The sequence below is a fragment of the Microcoleus pseudofavosus SVA1_A4 genome (genome assembly GCF_036700565.1).
Taxonomy (GTDB): Bacteria; Cyanobacteriota; Cyanobacteriia; order Cyanobacteriales; family Microcoleaceae; genus Microcoleus.
The window spans coordinates 1-16,698 of the sequence record NZ_JAUBPE010000023.1 but is presented as its reverse complement, the minus strand read 5'-3'; the positions used below and the strand labels follow the sequence as shown (position 1 = coordinate 16,698).

Annotated in this window: 7 protein-coding genes and 1 pseudogene; all 8 read left to right on the top strand. The window is 45.4% G+C overall.

Annotation, left to right across the window (positions count from 1 at the left end):
• The first annotated feature begins 66 nt into the window (after positions 1-66).
• The 8 genes and pseudogenes from QUA02_RS12130 (at position 67) to QUA02_RS12095 (ending at position 16,591) form a co-directional block, all read left to right on the top strand.
• Complete coding sequence (locus QUA02_RS12130) at positions 67-162, top strand: photosystem II reaction center protein T (protein WP_083622085.1); 96 nt, start codon at positions 67-69, stop codon at positions 160-162.
• Positions 163-356: 194 nt separating this feature from the next.
• The gene (nrdR, locus tag QUA02_RS12125; RefSeq protein ID WP_333027949.1) at positions 357-914 is read left to right on the top strand and encodes a transcriptional regulator NrdR; all 558 of its coding nucleotides are present in this window, start codon (positions 357-359) and stop codon (positions 912-914) included.
• A gap of 266 nt (positions 915-1,180) precedes the next feature.
• Positions 1,181-2,308 (top strand): 30S ribosomal protein S1, encoded by a 1,128-nt coding sequence (locus QUA02_RS12120; protein WP_333027947.1) that lies wholly within the window; start codon positions 1,181-1,183, stop codon positions 2,306-2,308.
• A 761-nt stretch (positions 2,309-3,069) separates the two neighbouring features.
• A pseudogene (locus QUA02_RS12115) lies at positions 3,070-3,513 on the top strand (IS630 family transposase); the annotation flags it as partial.
• Between the two features lie 182 nt (positions 3,514-3,695).
• Positions 3,696-9,074, top strand: a complete 5,379-nt coding sequence (locus QUA02_RS12110; RefSeq protein WP_333027945.1) for a trifunctional serine/threonine-protein kinase/ATP-binding protein/sensor histidine kinase — start codon at positions 3,696-3,698, stop codon at positions 9,072-9,074.
• A gap of 424 nt (positions 9,075-9,498) precedes the next feature.
• Positions 9,499-10,908 (top strand): adenylate/guanylate cyclase domain-containing protein, encoded by a 1,410-nt coding sequence (locus tag QUA02_RS12105; RefSeq protein ID WP_333027943.1) that lies wholly within the window; start codon positions 9,499-9,501, stop codon positions 10,906-10,908.
• 598 nt (positions 10,909-11,506) lie between these two features.
• Complete coding sequence (locus QUA02_RS12100) at positions 11,507-15,718, top strand: chemotaxis protein CheB (RefSeq protein ID WP_333027941.1); 4,212 nt, start codon at positions 11,507-11,509, stop codon at positions 15,716-15,718.
• Positions 15,719-16,207: 489 nt separating this feature from the next.
• On the top strand, positions 16,208-16,591 hold the full coding sequence (locus tag QUA02_RS12095; protein ID WP_333027939.1) for an endonuclease domain-containing protein: 384 nt from the start codon (positions 16,208-16,210) through the stop codon (positions 16,589-16,591).
• Positions 16,592-16,698 lie beyond the last annotated feature (107 nt).

Sequence of the window (16,698 nt, the reverse complement as noted above, 5' to 3'; positions counted from 1 at the left end):
TAGTTAATAATAAAACCAGCAATTAAGATAAAATAATACGGCAAGGGAAGATAGGGAAAATTTAACATGGAAAGCGTTGCTTACATTTTGATTCTGGCTTTAGCCTTAGGCGTACTATTTTTTGCGATCGCCTTTCGGGAACCTCCCCGGATTGGCAAATAATTAGCTATACGCCTCCAGCAAGTCCAAAAAATCCTGAACCGGACTGCCGTGTGCCCGCATCATAGCGATCTAATTTGGTGCGGGACTATTTCACGGGTGTGTGCTAAGTCATTTTTCTAGTCCAGCCATTCATCACACCCCGCGCGGTTAGATGAATGGTAATTTGCTGGCAATGCCTGTTACAATCAGCAATCATGCGCTGTTCCTCCTGCCAACACACAAATAGCCGCGTTCTCGAATCGCGCTCAGCCGAATCAGGTCAAAGCATCCGTCGGCGGCGCGAGTGTTTGAGCTGCCAGCACCGCTTCACAACTTACGAACGCATAGAATTTGTGCCGATTACGGTGATCAAGCGGGACGGCAAGCGCGAATCTTTTGACAGGTCAAAATTAGTCAGGGGACTGATTCGGGCTTGCGAAAAAACCGGTTTGTCTTCCGGGCATCTCGAAACCCTGGCAGAAGAAATCGAGGCCGGGCTCCAAGGTCGATCGCTCCGAGAAATCGCCAGTTCAGAAATAGGGGAACTGGTGCTGTTGCACCTGCGACCGCTCAGCGAAGTCGCTTATGTCCGTTTTGCCTCAGTATATCGGCAATTTCGAGGCATCCGAGATTTTGTAGATACCCTAAATCACCTTCAGAATCCCCTCAACGAAGCTGAAGTTACAGAAACAGGGACAAATTTTGACGCAGATTTGCCGGATTCGGAAGCAGTCGATCGAGAAAGCCCAGCATCCTGCGCTACTCCCAGCTAAGCTCGCTTAAATTAATTTTAAACCAGTATGCGGGTAAGTTATAATAGTCTACTTGACTCGGAATGTTAAGATTAAACGTTTTAACACAGAGTATGGAGTAACAGTAATGGCAAGCGCTGGTGTGCAGTTGCACCCGGCAAAAGTTAGCAAAAACTGACTTTAGTAAAAGATTTTGAAAAAAGTTAACCGCTTTTTCACCAAAATCTCGAATATCTGCCGGCACAAACGAAAAACATGAAGGAGAGAAATCCTAGGAAACTATTCGCATGGTCAATCTCAAAACCACAGTCAAAGACATCGGCTTTACTCACGAAGATTTTGCAGCCCTACTTGATAAATATGACTATCACTTTAGCCCGGGCGATGTAGTAGCCGGTACAGTTTTTAGTATAGAACCGAGGGGCGCTCTGATTGATATCGGTGCTAAAACAGCAGCGTACATTCCCATTCAGGAAATGTCCATCAATCGAGTGGAAAGCCCTGAAGAGGTATTGCAATCAAACGAAACCAGAGAATTTTTCATTCTAACCGATGAAAATGAAGACGGACAATTAACCCTGTCCATCCGGCGCATCGAGTATATGCGGGCGTGGGAAAGAGTGCGACAACTGCAAGCAGAAGATGCCACAGTACGATCGCAAGTATTTGCCACCAACCGCGGCGGCGCACTCGTGAGAATAGAAGGCTTGCGAGGCTTTATTCCCGGTTCTCACATCAGCACCCGCAAACCGAAGGAAGAATTGGTCGCCGAAGAATTACCATTAAAATTCTTAGAGGTAGACGAAGACCGCAACCGCCTAGTGTTGAGTCACCGCCGCGCCTTAGTCGAGCGCAAGATGAACCGCCTCGAAGTCGGGGAAGTTGTCATCGGTACAGTGCGCGGTATCAAGCCCTACGGTGCCTTTATCGACATCGGCGGAGTCAGCGGCTTGCTGCACATCTCCGAAATTTCGCACGATCACATCGATACGCCTCATAGCGTCTTCAATGTCAACGACGAAGTGAAAGTGATGATCATTGACTTGGATGCCGAGAGAGGGCGGATTTCTCTCTCCACCAAGCAGTTGGAACCGGAACCGGGCGCGATGGTCAAAAATCGCGAATTGGTGTACGAAAAAGCTGAGGAAATGGCAGCTAAGTTCCGCGAGAAAATGCTCGCTCAAAAGCAAGCTAAAGCAGGCATAGACGTTCCTGCCGACTCAACTGATGATGATGATATCTCCGACGAAATACTCGAAGATGTGCCCTCAGCAATGGAAGAGGATGTGCCGGAAGCAGCACCTGAAGCAGCAGCACCTGAAGCAGCAGCACCTGAAGCAGCAGCACCTGAAGCAGCAGCACCCGAAGCAGTATTAGATGTAGAGGAAGAAATTTCTCCTGCGATGGTGGAATAACATCGCAGTCACTGTGATTTAAAGAGGGGATTTCCCCTCTTTTTTTTGCCTTAAACGTCCCAATTACAATCATCAATTATAGCAACCGCTTTCGTCGGTTATGGCGTAAACTGGAAATAGTCCCTTTTGCTCGCCTTGCGATCCTCTTCTGCAAGCTTCGCTAACGCACGACTCACGGCCAAACCCTACAGCTACGACCTACGTCATGCGGTTATTCAAGCTATCAAGCTAGATGGCTTAAAGATTACGCTCAGCAAGTATAGTGTTCAACAGAGCGTCGCAACACGATCGGCTTGTGGTTGAAGCGACAAACCCAAACAGGTGACTTTCTAGCATTGCCAAACGGGCCTCCGGGTAACGGTCATAAAATTACTGACGCTTGAAAAATTCCGTGAGTTTGCCAAAACTAATGGGGATAAAACCCAGGTGGAGATGGCTAAACTTTGGGAGGGTGAGATTAGCAATTCACGATCGGGATAGCTTCGCTTCACGCACGATCTCACGAGCCTTGAAAAAAATAGGGTTTACTCGAAAAAAAAGACCTACCGCTATTGCGATCGGGATGAAGTCAAGTGGCAGGCTTTTTTAATTTAGTTGTCAAGCATCCCTCCGGATCGGATTGTGTATGTTGATGAATCAGGCCTGGATAGCCGATAAGCTGTCGCGCATTTAAATTGCATATTCGGGGCGGGCTAGAAGCCCACCCCACAAGAGTTTGATTGTTTTTTGACAGACAATTTAAATGCAGAACAGCTTATCAATATGATTATGCTTGGAATGAACGAGGTCAACGCTTCCATGCACTGCAATCGGGGCGACGCGAGGCTAGGGTAAATACGATAGCGAATGCTTTTTGTAACCAAAAATTTATCGCCCCTTTTACAGTCCTTGGAGCGTGTAATCGAACAGTTTTGAAATTTGGCTAGAAACAAGTTTACTTCCAACACTTGTGACAGGACAGGTGGTGGTGATGGATCATGCCACGTTTCATAAAGGTGGTCGGATTCAGGAATAGACTCAAAGTGTAAGATGTAGACTGTTATATTTACCGCCGTACTCTCCAGATTTCAACTTGCATTGAACAATGCTGGTCTTGGCTAAAAATTCGAATTCGTAAACTTCTCGCTCAGTTTGATTGTTTACGTTTTGGCGATCGAGGCGGTCTTACGCATTGCGTCCGGCGCCGACGAAAACGGTTGCTATAATACAGCCTATTCCAGGTTTATGAAGTGTAGGGACAAAGGCTTTCGCCGTGTCCCTACGGGTGTACTTTATAAGCGTGGAATCTCCTGTATTTCCTATATATGTAAGATTTACTACTTGTCGAGCGATTTTTTTCAGGTTATAATTATTTCCAACTATCAAATTATTGACCTTAATTAAATTCATGCAGAAAATTCCCGGCTATCGGATCGTCGAACAACTATACTCCGGCACTCGCACCGCTGTCTATCGCGCCCTCCCCATTGATAGTCAAGCTCCCGTCGTGCTAAAGTTGTTACAAAAAGACTATCCTACTTTTAGCGAGCTAATCCAATTTAGGAATCAATATGCCCTCGGTCAAAACTTAAATATAGCTGGAATAGTTAAAATATACAACTTAGAATTCGCTCAAAACCGTTACATCTTGAGCATGGAAGATTTTGGAGGAATATCTTTAGAAGAATATCTCAGAAAACAAAGCGAACAGTTGGCAATTCACCAATTCTTAAAGATTGCTGTCAAATTAGCTAATATTTTACAAAGTCTGCACCAAGAACGCATTATCCATAAAGACATCAAACCGGGAAATATTCTGATTAACCCCAATACTCAAGAAATAAAAATTACAGATTTCAGCATTTCTTCATTACTGCCACGAGAAACTCAAGAAATTCAAAACCCAAATGTTTTAGAAGGAACTCTAGCTTACATTTCCCCAGAACAAACTGGGCGGATGAATAGAGGAATTGACTATCGCAGTGACTTTTATGGGTTGGGTGTGACGTTTTACGAAATGCTAACGGGACAATTGCCGTTTGAAAGCGACGATCCATTAGAATTAATCCACTGTCATTTAGCCGTGCAACCTCCTAATATAAAGGAATTACAGCCAGAAATTCCGACAATTATAGCGCAAATAGTCAATAAATTAATAGCTAAAAATGCCGAAAATCGCTATCAGAGTGCAGCAGGATTGAAATACGATTTAGAGAGATGTTGGCAGCAATGGCAGGAAACGGGGGAAATTCGAGATTTTGTTTTGGGAGAGAGGGATTTGAGCGATCGCTTCCTGATTCCCGAAAAACTTTACGGCAGAGAAATAGAAGTTAAGACATTACTAGAAGCCTTCGATCGCGTTGCTAATGGCACATCCGAGTTAATGTTAGTAGCCGGGTTTTCTGGAATAGGAAAAACCGTAGTCGTCAACGAAGTGCATAAGCCCATTGTTAGGCAACGGGGTTATTTCATCAAAGGTAAGTTTGACCAATTCAATCGCAATATTCCTTTCAGTGCTTTTGTGCAAGCATTCCGCGATTTGATGGGACAACTACTCTCGGAATCGGATAGCCAATTAGAAAAATGGAAGACAAAACTTCTGTCAGCTTTAGGGGATAATGGGCAAGTAATTATTGAAGTTATCCCCGAACTAGAACAAATTATTGGCAAACAACCTGCTGCACTCGAACTATCCGGTGCAGCGGCACAGAATCGATTTAATTTGCTGTTCCCAAAATTCATTCAAGTATTTACTAATCCAGAACATCCTTTAGTGATGTTTTTAGATGACTTGCAATGGGCAGATTCGGCATCATTGAATTTAATGAAGTTGCTGATAGCTGAATCACAAGCTGGTTATTTACTGGCGATTGGCGCTTATCGAGATAACGAAGTATCTCCCGTGCATCCGTTGATGTTGACGTTGGATGAAGTGAAAAAAGCCGGGGCGACGGTGAATACGATGACCCTGGCGCCATTGAGTCAGGAAAGTTTGAATCAATTGGTGGCAGATACACTCAATTGTTCGGCAGAACTAGCACAACCGCTGACGGAATTGGTCTATCAAAAAACCAAAGGAAATCCTTTTTTTGCGACCCAGTTTCTCAAGGCATTACATCAGGATGGGTTGATTAGTTTCGAGACAGAGGTAAGATATTGGCAATGTGACATCGCTAAGGTGCGTCAAGCGGCGCAGACGGATGATGTGGTGAAGTTTATGGCGCAGCAATTGCAGAAACTTTCCATAGAAACGCAGGATGTGTTGAAGTTGGCGGCTTGTATTGGGAATCAGTTTGATTTGAATACGTTGGCGATCGTTTATGAAAAGTCTCAGTCAGAAACAGCAGCCAACTTGTGGAAAGCACTACAGGAAGGATTTATTATACCTCAAAGTCAAGTTTACAAGTTTTATCTAGGGCAGAAGCAAGAAAATATTAATCAAAAGGTAGAGCAAACAGTTAATTATAAATTTCTCCACGATCGCGTTCAACAAGCGGCTTATTCCCTGATTCCTGACACTCGAAAACAGCCGACTCACTTAAAAATTGGACAGCAATTATTGAAGGCAACTCCCCTAGCAGAAAGAGAGGAAAAACTCTTAGAGATTGTCAATCAATTAAACCAGGGTGCAGAGGCGATCGCATCACTAGGCGATCGCCTCGAACTGGCAACACTCAACCTAGCTGCGGCACAAAAGGTAAAATCGTCAACCGCTTATCGGGCAGCAATGGAGTATTTAACCACAGGCATTCAATTGTTACCTAGTGATGGTTGGCAACAAAGCTACAAACTGACTTTAGGACTGTACGAATTAGCCGCAGAAGTTTCTTGTCTAAGTGGTGATTTCCAACAAATGGAACATTTTGTGGATGCAGTGTTCCAGCAGGCACGGAAATTGTTAGACAAGGTGAAAGTTTACGAAGTCAAAATTTTGGCGGATGTGGCTCAGAGTCACCAGTTAGAAGCCATTAAAACCGCCCTCTCCGTGCTGGAGTTATTGGGCGTGGCGTTTCCAAAGGAACCCACACAAATAGATATTGCTCAAAGTTTGCAAGAAACCCAGACGATGCTAGCAGGAAAACAACTGCAAACATTATTGGAACTGCCAGAAATGGTAGACCAGGAAGCAATGGCAGCAATCCGAATTTTGGCATCGATGACAGCGGGTGTCTATGTAGCAGTTCCCGCCCTTTTGCCGTTGGTTGTATTTAAACAAGTGCAACTATCAGTGCAATATGGAAATGCAGCAGTGTCGGCATCGGCTTATGCCTGGTACGGGGTGAGTTTGTGTGGTGTGATGGGCGCGATTGATGAGGGTAATCAAGCCGGGGAACTGGCGTTAGCACTCTTGTTGCGGTTCAAAAGTAATGAATTCAAGGCCAGCACTTACAACTTAGTATATCCATTTGTAAAACCCTGGAAATATCACATTCAGGCTTCTCTGAAGCCTCTAGTTGAAGGATACCATAGCGGTTTAGAAAACGGAGCGCTGGAATATGCTGGCTACTGTGCTTGGAATTACTGCTATTTGTCCTTTTTCTCCGGTAAAGAACTCTCGGTTTTGCAACAGGAGATGATGGCGTACAATCAAGCGTTGCGACAGCTTAAACAAGTAGCGCACAATTATGTCAAAATTTTTCACCAATCAGTTTTAAATTTACTGGGTCAGTGCGAATACCCTTGGCAGATTCAGGGGACAGTGTATGACGAAGAAATGATACTGTCACAGCAAAAAGTAGATGATTTGTACGAGCTTGCTGTGCTTTATATCAGCAAGCTGATTCTTTGTTACCTTTTTCAAAAATGGGAATATGCTAAAGACGTAGCAGACTCCACCAAACAATACCTGGCGGCTGCACCTGGGTCTTTCAAAATTACGGTATTCCATTTTTATGATTCACTGACTCAGCTTGCAGAGTTGTCAGATATACAGGGGTTAGAACGAGAGCAACTACTGCAACGAGTGCAAGAAAATCAAGCTAAATTGCAAAATTGGGCAGAACACGCCCCCATGAATTTTTTGCATAAATGGCAGTTGGTAGAAGCAGAAAAATTCCGAGTTTTGGGACAGAAGATAGAAGCCATTGAGCTATATGACAAAGCGATCGCCCTAGCCAAAGAAAACGGCTACATCCAAGAGGAAGCACTCGCCAACGAACTCGCTGCCAAATTCTACCTCAATTGGGGTAAAGAAAAAGTTGCCGCTGGCTATATGCAGGAAGCGTATTACTGCTACACCCGTTGGGGTGCGAAAGCCAAAATTGAGGATTTGGAACAGCGCTATCCTCAACTACTTCAGCCCATCCTATATCAACAAACACTCAGCCTCAATCCTTTAGAAAGTTTTGCCACAGCAAGTAGCATTTCTGTTCGTACATCCACTCACTCTTCTGGGGGTACTACCGCTGTTTCTGATGCGATCGACTTTTCTTCAGTTCTCAAAGCCGCTCAAGCCATTTCAAGCACAATTCAACTAGATGAGTTACTCCCACAACTGACTCACATTATTCTCCAAAACTCTGGTGCTAACCGATGTGTCTTGCTTTTTGCCGAGCGAAACCAATGGCAAGTGAGAGCGATCGCAACACCCGCAATGACTGAGTTACGATCGGACTCTTTAGATAATAATCCTAATATTCCCATTAAACTGATTCAGTACGTTAAGAACGCGCGAGAAGTGGTAGCGATCGATAACTTGAAAACCGATTTACCTGTAATTGGTGATTATTTACTTCAATGTCAGCCAAAAAGTGTTTTGTGCCTGCCGATTATCGATAGAGGAGATTTAGTAGGTATTCTGTACTTGCACAATGAAGCGACGGCGGGGGTGTTTACAAGCGATCGCATTCTTGTTATCAATTTTCTCTGCACTCAAGCTGCCATTTCCTTAGTTAACGCTCGACTTTATCAACAGGCGCAAAACTATGCTCAAGAACTAGAACAAACTCAATTACAAATTGTGCAAAGCGAGAAAATGTCAGCTTTAGGTAATCTAGTCGCTGGAGTAGCGCACGAAATTAACAATCCACTTGGTTTTATTGCTGGCAATTTAACGGAAGCGGAAAAGAATTTAAGCGACTTGATAGAACACCTAAATTTACACTATTCAAAAGCCTCTGTTACTGATATTGAAAACCATGCAGAAGAGATAGATTTAGAGTATCTTCTAGAAGATTTTCCGAAAATAATTGCTTCCATGCAAGTGGGATGCGATCGCATCAAAAACATCAGCACCAGCCTTCGGACATTCTCCCGCGCCGACAAGGATTACAAAGTACCTTTCAATATTCACGATGGTATCGATAGCACGCTCATGATTCTCAAACATCGCCTCAAAGCGTCGGAGGAACGGCCGGAAATTCAGATCCTTAAAGAATATAATAACATCCCCTCAATTGAGTGTTTTCCCGGTCAGTTAAATCAGGTGTTTATGAATATTCTGGCGAATGCGATCGATATGTTTGATGAAATGGCACAAACTCGTTCTTTTGCAGAACTGAAAGCAAATCCGCAAGAAATAACTATCAAGACTGAATTGTTGACTAATTCAAACCAGCTTGCTATCTACATTCGAGACAATGGTTTAGGGATGCCCGAAGCAGTAAAACGCCGTATTTTCGATCATCTATTTACTACAAAAACTGTCGGAAAAGGGACGGGATTGGGATTGGCGATCGCACGGCAGATTGTAATTGAGAAACACTCTGGTATGCTAGAAGTGAGTTCAACTTTAGGTCGAGGTACAGAATTTACGATTTCAATTCCCTGCGGATCGTTAGCTCGGTAATTTATATAGCACTTCTAAATGATTCACAAAAATTCATAGGTTATAATGGTTATGGAGTATAATAATACTTTTATACTGGAGAAAGGATATGGCTTTTCTAACTTTAATAACTTTCGAGATCGCGTATTAGCTTGCTTCTCTAATTAGGTAAAAATATTACCGTAAGTTCCAGAGAGCCTTCGCAATCATGGAAAATCTTCCGGTAGACAGATGCAGCGATCGCCCTTTTAACTCACACAAGCGATCGCTCTGCCTAAAGAAACATCGCCTTTAGCCTGCTAATTTGTTAAGATTTATAAACATCAGGGACATCCGCACAGGGGCAAACTCATCATAATTCTCAGGCAAGAACAAACCAGACGAGCAAAATATACAACATAATGCTTAGAAATTTCTTGCCCTGACGCTCAAAGGCAAGCTGATAATGAACATCGAACTTTTGAAAGAAAAATTAGAAGAACTCAAAAAACGTCCCAATTCTAGCAAAGGAACGATCGACCAAATCGAAAAATGGTTAATCGGTTCCCACATTTTGCAGAGATTGCGGATTAACCCTTACTACGTCGCAGGCGATACAGTCAAGAATGTTAAAAGAATTACTTCGGAATTTCTGCACGGAGTAAAAGCCGGCGCTTTTGATTTGCATTGGGATATTCACTGTCCGCACTGCAACATGATAGCAGACGAATTCCAGGATTTGGCAGACACATCAGAAATGTCTTTTTGCCCGATGTGCGATCGCGAGTTTAAAATTGATTTGCTCGATCGCGTCGAAGTTACTTTCTCCCTGAACAAAGAAATCGAAGACCCGCAACTGCGGCCCGTCTGCGCTCCCCCTCCCGTGCTCCAGAACAAACTGCAACTGGTAACGCCTCTCTTCTGCACCGAATCCGAGACTGTCACCCTAGAAAAAGGTCGATATCGGTACTGCTGTCCCCTGACTTTAGCTAAAGGGATTTTAAAGGTTGAAGGCGAAGAAACAGAAAGCATACAAGAAATTAAACTCAAGCAGTTGGCCGGCAAAGATTTTGACAAAACAGAGCTGACGGTGCGTCCGGGAAAAGTTAAGATAGAATTAACTAATACCGAACACAATTTATCTGGGCTGATTTTGCATTCAGATGAATTGCCCGACGAACTGACATTAGAACAACTCCCCCTGCGGCTGTCAGGAATCCAACTGCTTCATCACCCGGATTACAAGCGTTTGTTCGGCGATCGAGTAATATCGAAAAGAGAGCGAGTCAAGATTCGGGCGATTACTATTATGTTTACTGATATTACCGGTTCTACCAGAATGTACGAAACCCTGGGAGATACCACAGCTTACAATATTGTGCGCGATCATTTTGAAATTTTCTTTGAGTCGATCGAGAAATTTGGCGGTAAAGTAATTAAAACCATCGGCGATGCCGTTATGGCTTCTTTTATCAGCAACGAACAAGCAATTATGGCGGCGGCCGCTGCTGTGGCCTGTTTCAGAGAGTACAACTCAACTCGGAAACAATCAGAGTGGATTCAAGTCAGAATTGGCATTCACCGAGGTACGGCTTTGCTGGTAAATCTTAATAATTCGATCGACTATTTTGGTTCCACAGTCAACAAAGCCGCCCGCATTCAAAATCTTTCTAAAAGTGACGAAGTTTCGTTTTCGGAAGAAGTTTATGATGACCAAGCATTTTTAACAGCATTAAAAACTGCTGGAGTCTCCGAAATTCAAAAACGAGTTGAAGATTTAAAGGGGATACAAGGCGCACAAGTCGCTTATACGGCTAGAATTAATACGGAATCTGTAATCGCGCTGTCTGCGGGCGGGGTCGCTAAAAGAAGCTAATTAGGTAAGCAAATATACCTGGTTATTGCCAGCCTTTGATAGCAATCTCTGCAACAGATAACGGGTAGGGACACGGCATTGTCCAAGGCGTGTCAACTTAACGCTGTTTCGCTCAGTCCCTGAGTCCGGCAGGGGTTGAAACCCCCGCCTCAAAGCGAAAGTCCTCGCTATGAGGACTGAAGAACTCATTATATCAATTCCGGCTGCGCCGGAATGATATAGAGGACACGGCAGTGCCGTGTCCCTACGCCAGATTAATTGTAGGGAAACGGCACTGCCGTGTCCTGATTTTGGGTTATATTAATTCCTATGCAACCGGAATTGATATTAGTCCTCATAGCGAGGACTTTCGCTATTAGACAGGGAATTCATTCCCTGGCGGACTGGAGGGTGAGCGAGAGGATTGGCTGGACTGACAGCTTAAGTTGACACCAAGAAGAGCACGGTGCGGTGTCCCTACTTAAAAGCTACAACTCATCATTAAGCTACTTGCGACCCGAAGGCAAAATAAGCTCTAATCAACATAGTGCGAATTACTTAGCCGCACGCTTACCAGATATGTTTGCTGCTAAATAACTGAAGTCCAGGACTTCACATCATGACTTCTAATCAATTATCTCCAGAAAATACACCCGAATCGATCGCACCAGCCGCCCTCGACAGCCAACAATTACCCGAAACCGAAGCCCCCTTTCCGATTGTCGGGATTGCCGCCTCAGCAGGAGGGTTGGAAGCATTCACCGAGTTACTAAACCATTTACCCACCGATACGGGTATGGCGTTCGTGCTGATTCAGCATTTAGCCCCCGATCACAAAAGTCTGCTGAGCGAGATCCTCGCGAGAACGACGCAAATGCCTGTTAATGAGGTAAAAGACGGCATAGCTGTAGAGCCGAATCAAGTCTACGTGATTCCGCCCAACACCAAGATGGTGCTATGTAAAGGCGTGTTGCAACTATCACCCCGCGAGAAGATTTATGGCAAATATATGCCGGGAGATGCGTTTTTTACCTCATTGGCGATCGATCGCGGGCACAAAGCAATTGCCGTAGTTTTATCCGGGGGAGACGGAGACGGTTCACTGGGGCTCAAGGCAATCAAAGCAGCCGGAGGCATGACTTTTGCTCAATCCCAAGACACGGCAAAATTCGATGGTATGCCGACTACCGCTGTTGCCACAGGGAATGTCGATTTTGTTCTGCCGCCGGAAAAAATTGCCGAGGAACTGGCAAACTACAGTCACAGTCCCCTTCTCACTGACCCGCTTCTCCTGACAAAAATTGAGGAATCGCCCGAACAGGGAGATGCCCTGGCAACTATTTTTGCGCTGCTAAAATCGACCGCAGGCGTTGATTTTAGCCACTACAAACCCACCACGATCGCTCGACGCATCCAGCGACGGATGGTGTTGTACAAGCTGGAGAGCTTGGAGGATTACGCCGAATATCTTCGACAAAATTCGGCTGAAGTCACAGCTTTGTATGAAGAAATCCTGATCCACGTTACCAGTTTCTTCCGCGATCCCGAAGCCTTTCAAAAGTTAAAAGAGCTGGTTTTCCCCGCGATTACCCAAAATAAATCGGCAGAAGTTCCGATTCGGATTTGGGTGGCGGGATGTTCCACAGGTGAAGAAGTTTATTCGATCGCCATTTGTTTGTTAGAGTTTTTGAGCGCTCAAATCATCCCGCCTCCGATCCAGATTTTTGCCACGGATATTAGCGAGCAGGCGATCGGCAAAGCAAGGTCTGGCGTCTACTCGGAAAACCAGATGGTAGACGTTTCACCGCAGCGGCGCACTCGCTTCTTTATTCCCCAAGAAGGAGGTAGCTATACAATCAGCAAGGCAGTCCGCGAAATGTGTGTATTTGCGCGACAAGACTTAGGCAGCGACCCGCCTTTTTCCAATATCGATTTAGTTAGCTGTCGCAATGTGCTGATCTACTTGGGAGACTCATTGCAAAAAAAAGTGATGCCCATTTTTCATTACAGTCTTAACCCAACTGGCTTTCTCCTGTTAGGCACTTCTGAGAGTACCGGAAAATTTTCATACTTGTTTACTTCTGTGGATAAAAAGTCTAAAATTTATGCCAAAAAGTTGACTGAGACTCGTGCCACTTTTTCGTTTACGCCGAGTTCCTATCCCGTCGCTAAAGTACGCCAACGGCAGGAAAGCAATGAAAATTTTACGAATAGCTTTGATTTACAGCGAGAAACAGACAAACTGATTTTGCATCGCTATGCCCCAGCAGGTGTGGTTGTCAACGAGCAGATGAACATCCTGCAAGTGCGGGGAGACATCAATCCTTACTTGAGACTGGCATTCGGAACGCCCGACTTAAATTTGCTGACAATGGCAAGGGAAGGCTTGCTGGGTGAGCTTCGCACCGCGATTTATCAGGTACGGACGCAGAACGTGACCGTTAGGAAAGAAGGGGTATCGGTTGAATCGGGCGGACGATCGAGTATTGTCAATTTTGAGGTGATTCCCTTCGGGCCACAGCTCGTCGAATGCTACTTTTTGGTGCTATTTGAAGAAGCTTCACCCGCGGCGCCGGGCCTCAACACTGTTACTTCTGAAAGCTTGGAGCAAGGTGATTTAGAGCGCGAAATTGAGCTGCTGATGCAGGCACTTGCAACCGCTCACCAAGAAAAAACTGCGGCTCAATCGCAACTGGAAGCGGTGATCCAGGAGCAGGAAAGTCTCAACCAAGACCTCAAAGTTGCCAACGAAGAAATCCTATCGAGCAACGAGGAGTTGCAAAGCACCAACGAGGAGCTAGAAACTGCAAAAGAAGAGATTCAAGCCACTAACGAGGAACTCACCACCACTAACGAGGAACTTCGCAGCCGAAATATTGAACAAAGCCTGGTCAATAACGACTTGACAAATTTGCTTGCGAGTATCAATATCCCGATCTTAATGCTGACAAACGATTTACAGATTCGACGCTTTACGCCAACGGCACAGCAAGTTTTTAGTCTGATTCCCACAGATGTGGGACGACCTTTTAGCGACATCCGATCGACTCTGAACGTTCCCGACTTGGAACAGATGATTTTGGAGGTGATTGATACTCTCCACACGAAAGAACAAGAAGTTCAAACTCAAGCGGGATATTGGTACAACCTCCGCATTCGTCCTTACCGCACAACGGAAAACAAGATTGACGGTGCGGTAATGGTTTTGATTGATATTGACGCGCTAAAACGCAGTGCTGCAACCTTAGAGGAATCCCGAAATTATGCTGAGGCGATCGTGGAAACTGCTCCAACGCCTTTAGTCGTCCTAGATCCTGATTTCCGAGTCAACACTGCAAATCGATCGTTCTATGAAACGTTTCAGGTTTCACAGTCAGAAACAGCAAAATCTTCTCTGTTCGATCTAGGCAACGGGCAGTGGAATATCCCCCAATTGCGATGGATTTTGGAAGATATTCTGGTGAGTGATGTTCAGCTTCAAAACTTTGAGTTGGAGCACCTGTTTGAGCATATCGGGCAGAAAACCATGCTGCTTAATGCTTGTAAACTGGAACGAGAAGATCGAGCTTTAATGATTCTGTTGTCGATCGAAGATATCACGGAGCGCAAGCAGTTTGAGACAGTACGATCGCAGTTATTGGAGCAGGAACAGTTTGCCCGCAAACAAGCAGAAACTGCCAACCGTGGTAAAGATGAATTTCTGGCGAATCTCTCCCACGAGCTCCGCAATCCCCTGACTCCGATCCTGGGATGGACACAATTGCTGCGCTCCGGCCAGCTTAAGGAAGCAGCCGCCGATCGCGCTCTAGAGGTGATCGAGCGGAGCGCGAGGGCGCAATCTCAGTTAATCGAAGATATCCTGGATATTGCCAGGGTTACGAGCGGCAAATTGACTCTCAATACCAGTTCGATCGATCTGGTTGTGGTGGTGCAAAGTGCGATCGACGGGGTTCAATTATCAGCGGATGCCAAAAACATTCAAATTGTTTCGCAGTTGATTTCTGCGCCTGTTTTAGGTGATGCTGCTCGCTTGCAGCAAGTTGTGTGGAATCTGCTGTCTAATGCCATTAAGTTTACTCCAGCGGGGGGACGAGTGGAAATCACGCTGCTTGCGATCGACGATCTCGCTCAACTTCGAGTCAGCGACACGGGAAAAGGCATTCGGCGAGAATTCTTGCCGTATATTTTCGATCGTTTCCATCAAGGCGATTCCAGCACCAGTAAGGCTAATCAAGGGCTGGGATTGGGTTTGTCGATCGTGCGCCATCTGGTAGAATTGCACGGGGGAACGGTGCAAGCCGAAAGTCCGGGTGAGGGACAAGGAACTACAATGACTCTGAGGTTCCCGCTGCGATGGTTGCCTCAAAAGTTGACACCGGCGATCGATTTAGAGCAAACTGCTTTGGTAGCGCCTGTAAACGCCTCAAGCGATATCGTCCCCTCTTTGGAAGGCTTGCACATCTTAGCTGTGGACGATCGGCTCGATACCCGGGAATTCTTAGAATTTGTGCTCGAAAGCTACGGGGCTGAGGTTTTGACAGTTGCATCTGCCAGAAGTGCGATCGCTGCTATGAAGGAAAACCCCGGCAGATACGACGTGCTAATCTCCGATATCGGAATGCCAGAGGAAGATGGGTATTTCTTAATTCTAGAAGTGCGAACCCTTGCTGCGGAAGCCGGAGGAGAAATCCCAGCCGTTGCGCTGACTGCGTATGCGAGCGATAAAGATCGGCAAAGGGCGATCGAAGCTGGTTTTCAAATGCATATTTCCAAACCTGTCCAGCCTGTTCAACTAGCATTAACGGTTGCCCATTTAGCAGGAAGATTTTAAATATTGTGGAGTTTTGATTTATGCTGTTTGAGATTAGATTAGGCAGTTAAACTCTTGTCCCCGGAGATCCCCCTAAATCCCCCTTAAGAAGGGGGACTTTGAGTGCTTCATGTCCCCCCCTTCTTAAGGGGGGCTAGGGGGGATCTCCGGATCGAGATTAGGAGGATGATGACCAAATACGCTTGCGTTAACAATTTTTATCCCCCGGAGATCCCCCTAAATCCCCCTTAAGAAGGGGGACTTTGAGAACTCTCTTGTCCCCCCCTTCTTAAGGGGGGCTAGGGGGGATCTCCGGATCGAGATTAGGAGGATGATGACCAAATACGCTTGCGTTAACAATTTTTATCCCCCGGAGATCCCCCTAAATCCCCCTTAAGAAGGGGGACTTTGAGAACTCTCTTGTCCCCGCTTAAGAAGGGGGACTTTGAGAAGACTCTTGTTACCCCCTTCTTAAGCGGGGCTAGGGGGGATCGATCCGAGATTAGGAGGATGATGACCAAATTAAACGACTCCAATTTCCACCTACCTTACAACCCAAAACTCATCCCTATAGCCAAGGAACTTCGGCAAAATCCAACTCCAGCCGAAAAGAGACTTTGGGAAGATTTTCTGAGAAATTTCCCTTTTCGAGTTTTGAGACAGCGACCGATCGACAATTTTATTGTAGATTTTTATTGTGCTGCTTTAAGATTGGTAATTGAGGTTGATGGCGAGAGTCATTTTACCGAACAGGGGAAACAATATGATGCGGAAAGAACAGGGATTTTCGAGGGGTATGGACTGCAAGTTGTCAGGTTTACGAATGTTGATGTGTTGCAGTGTTTTGAGGGAGTTTGTCAGGAGTTGTTGGGTGCGTGCGATCGTCATTCTTAGGGCCAGATCCCCCCTAACCCCCCTTAATAAGCAGGGTGGATTAATTGTCAACGCAATAATGTATCATAGAAGAGGCAATCAGATATTACCATCGGGTAAGACTATCA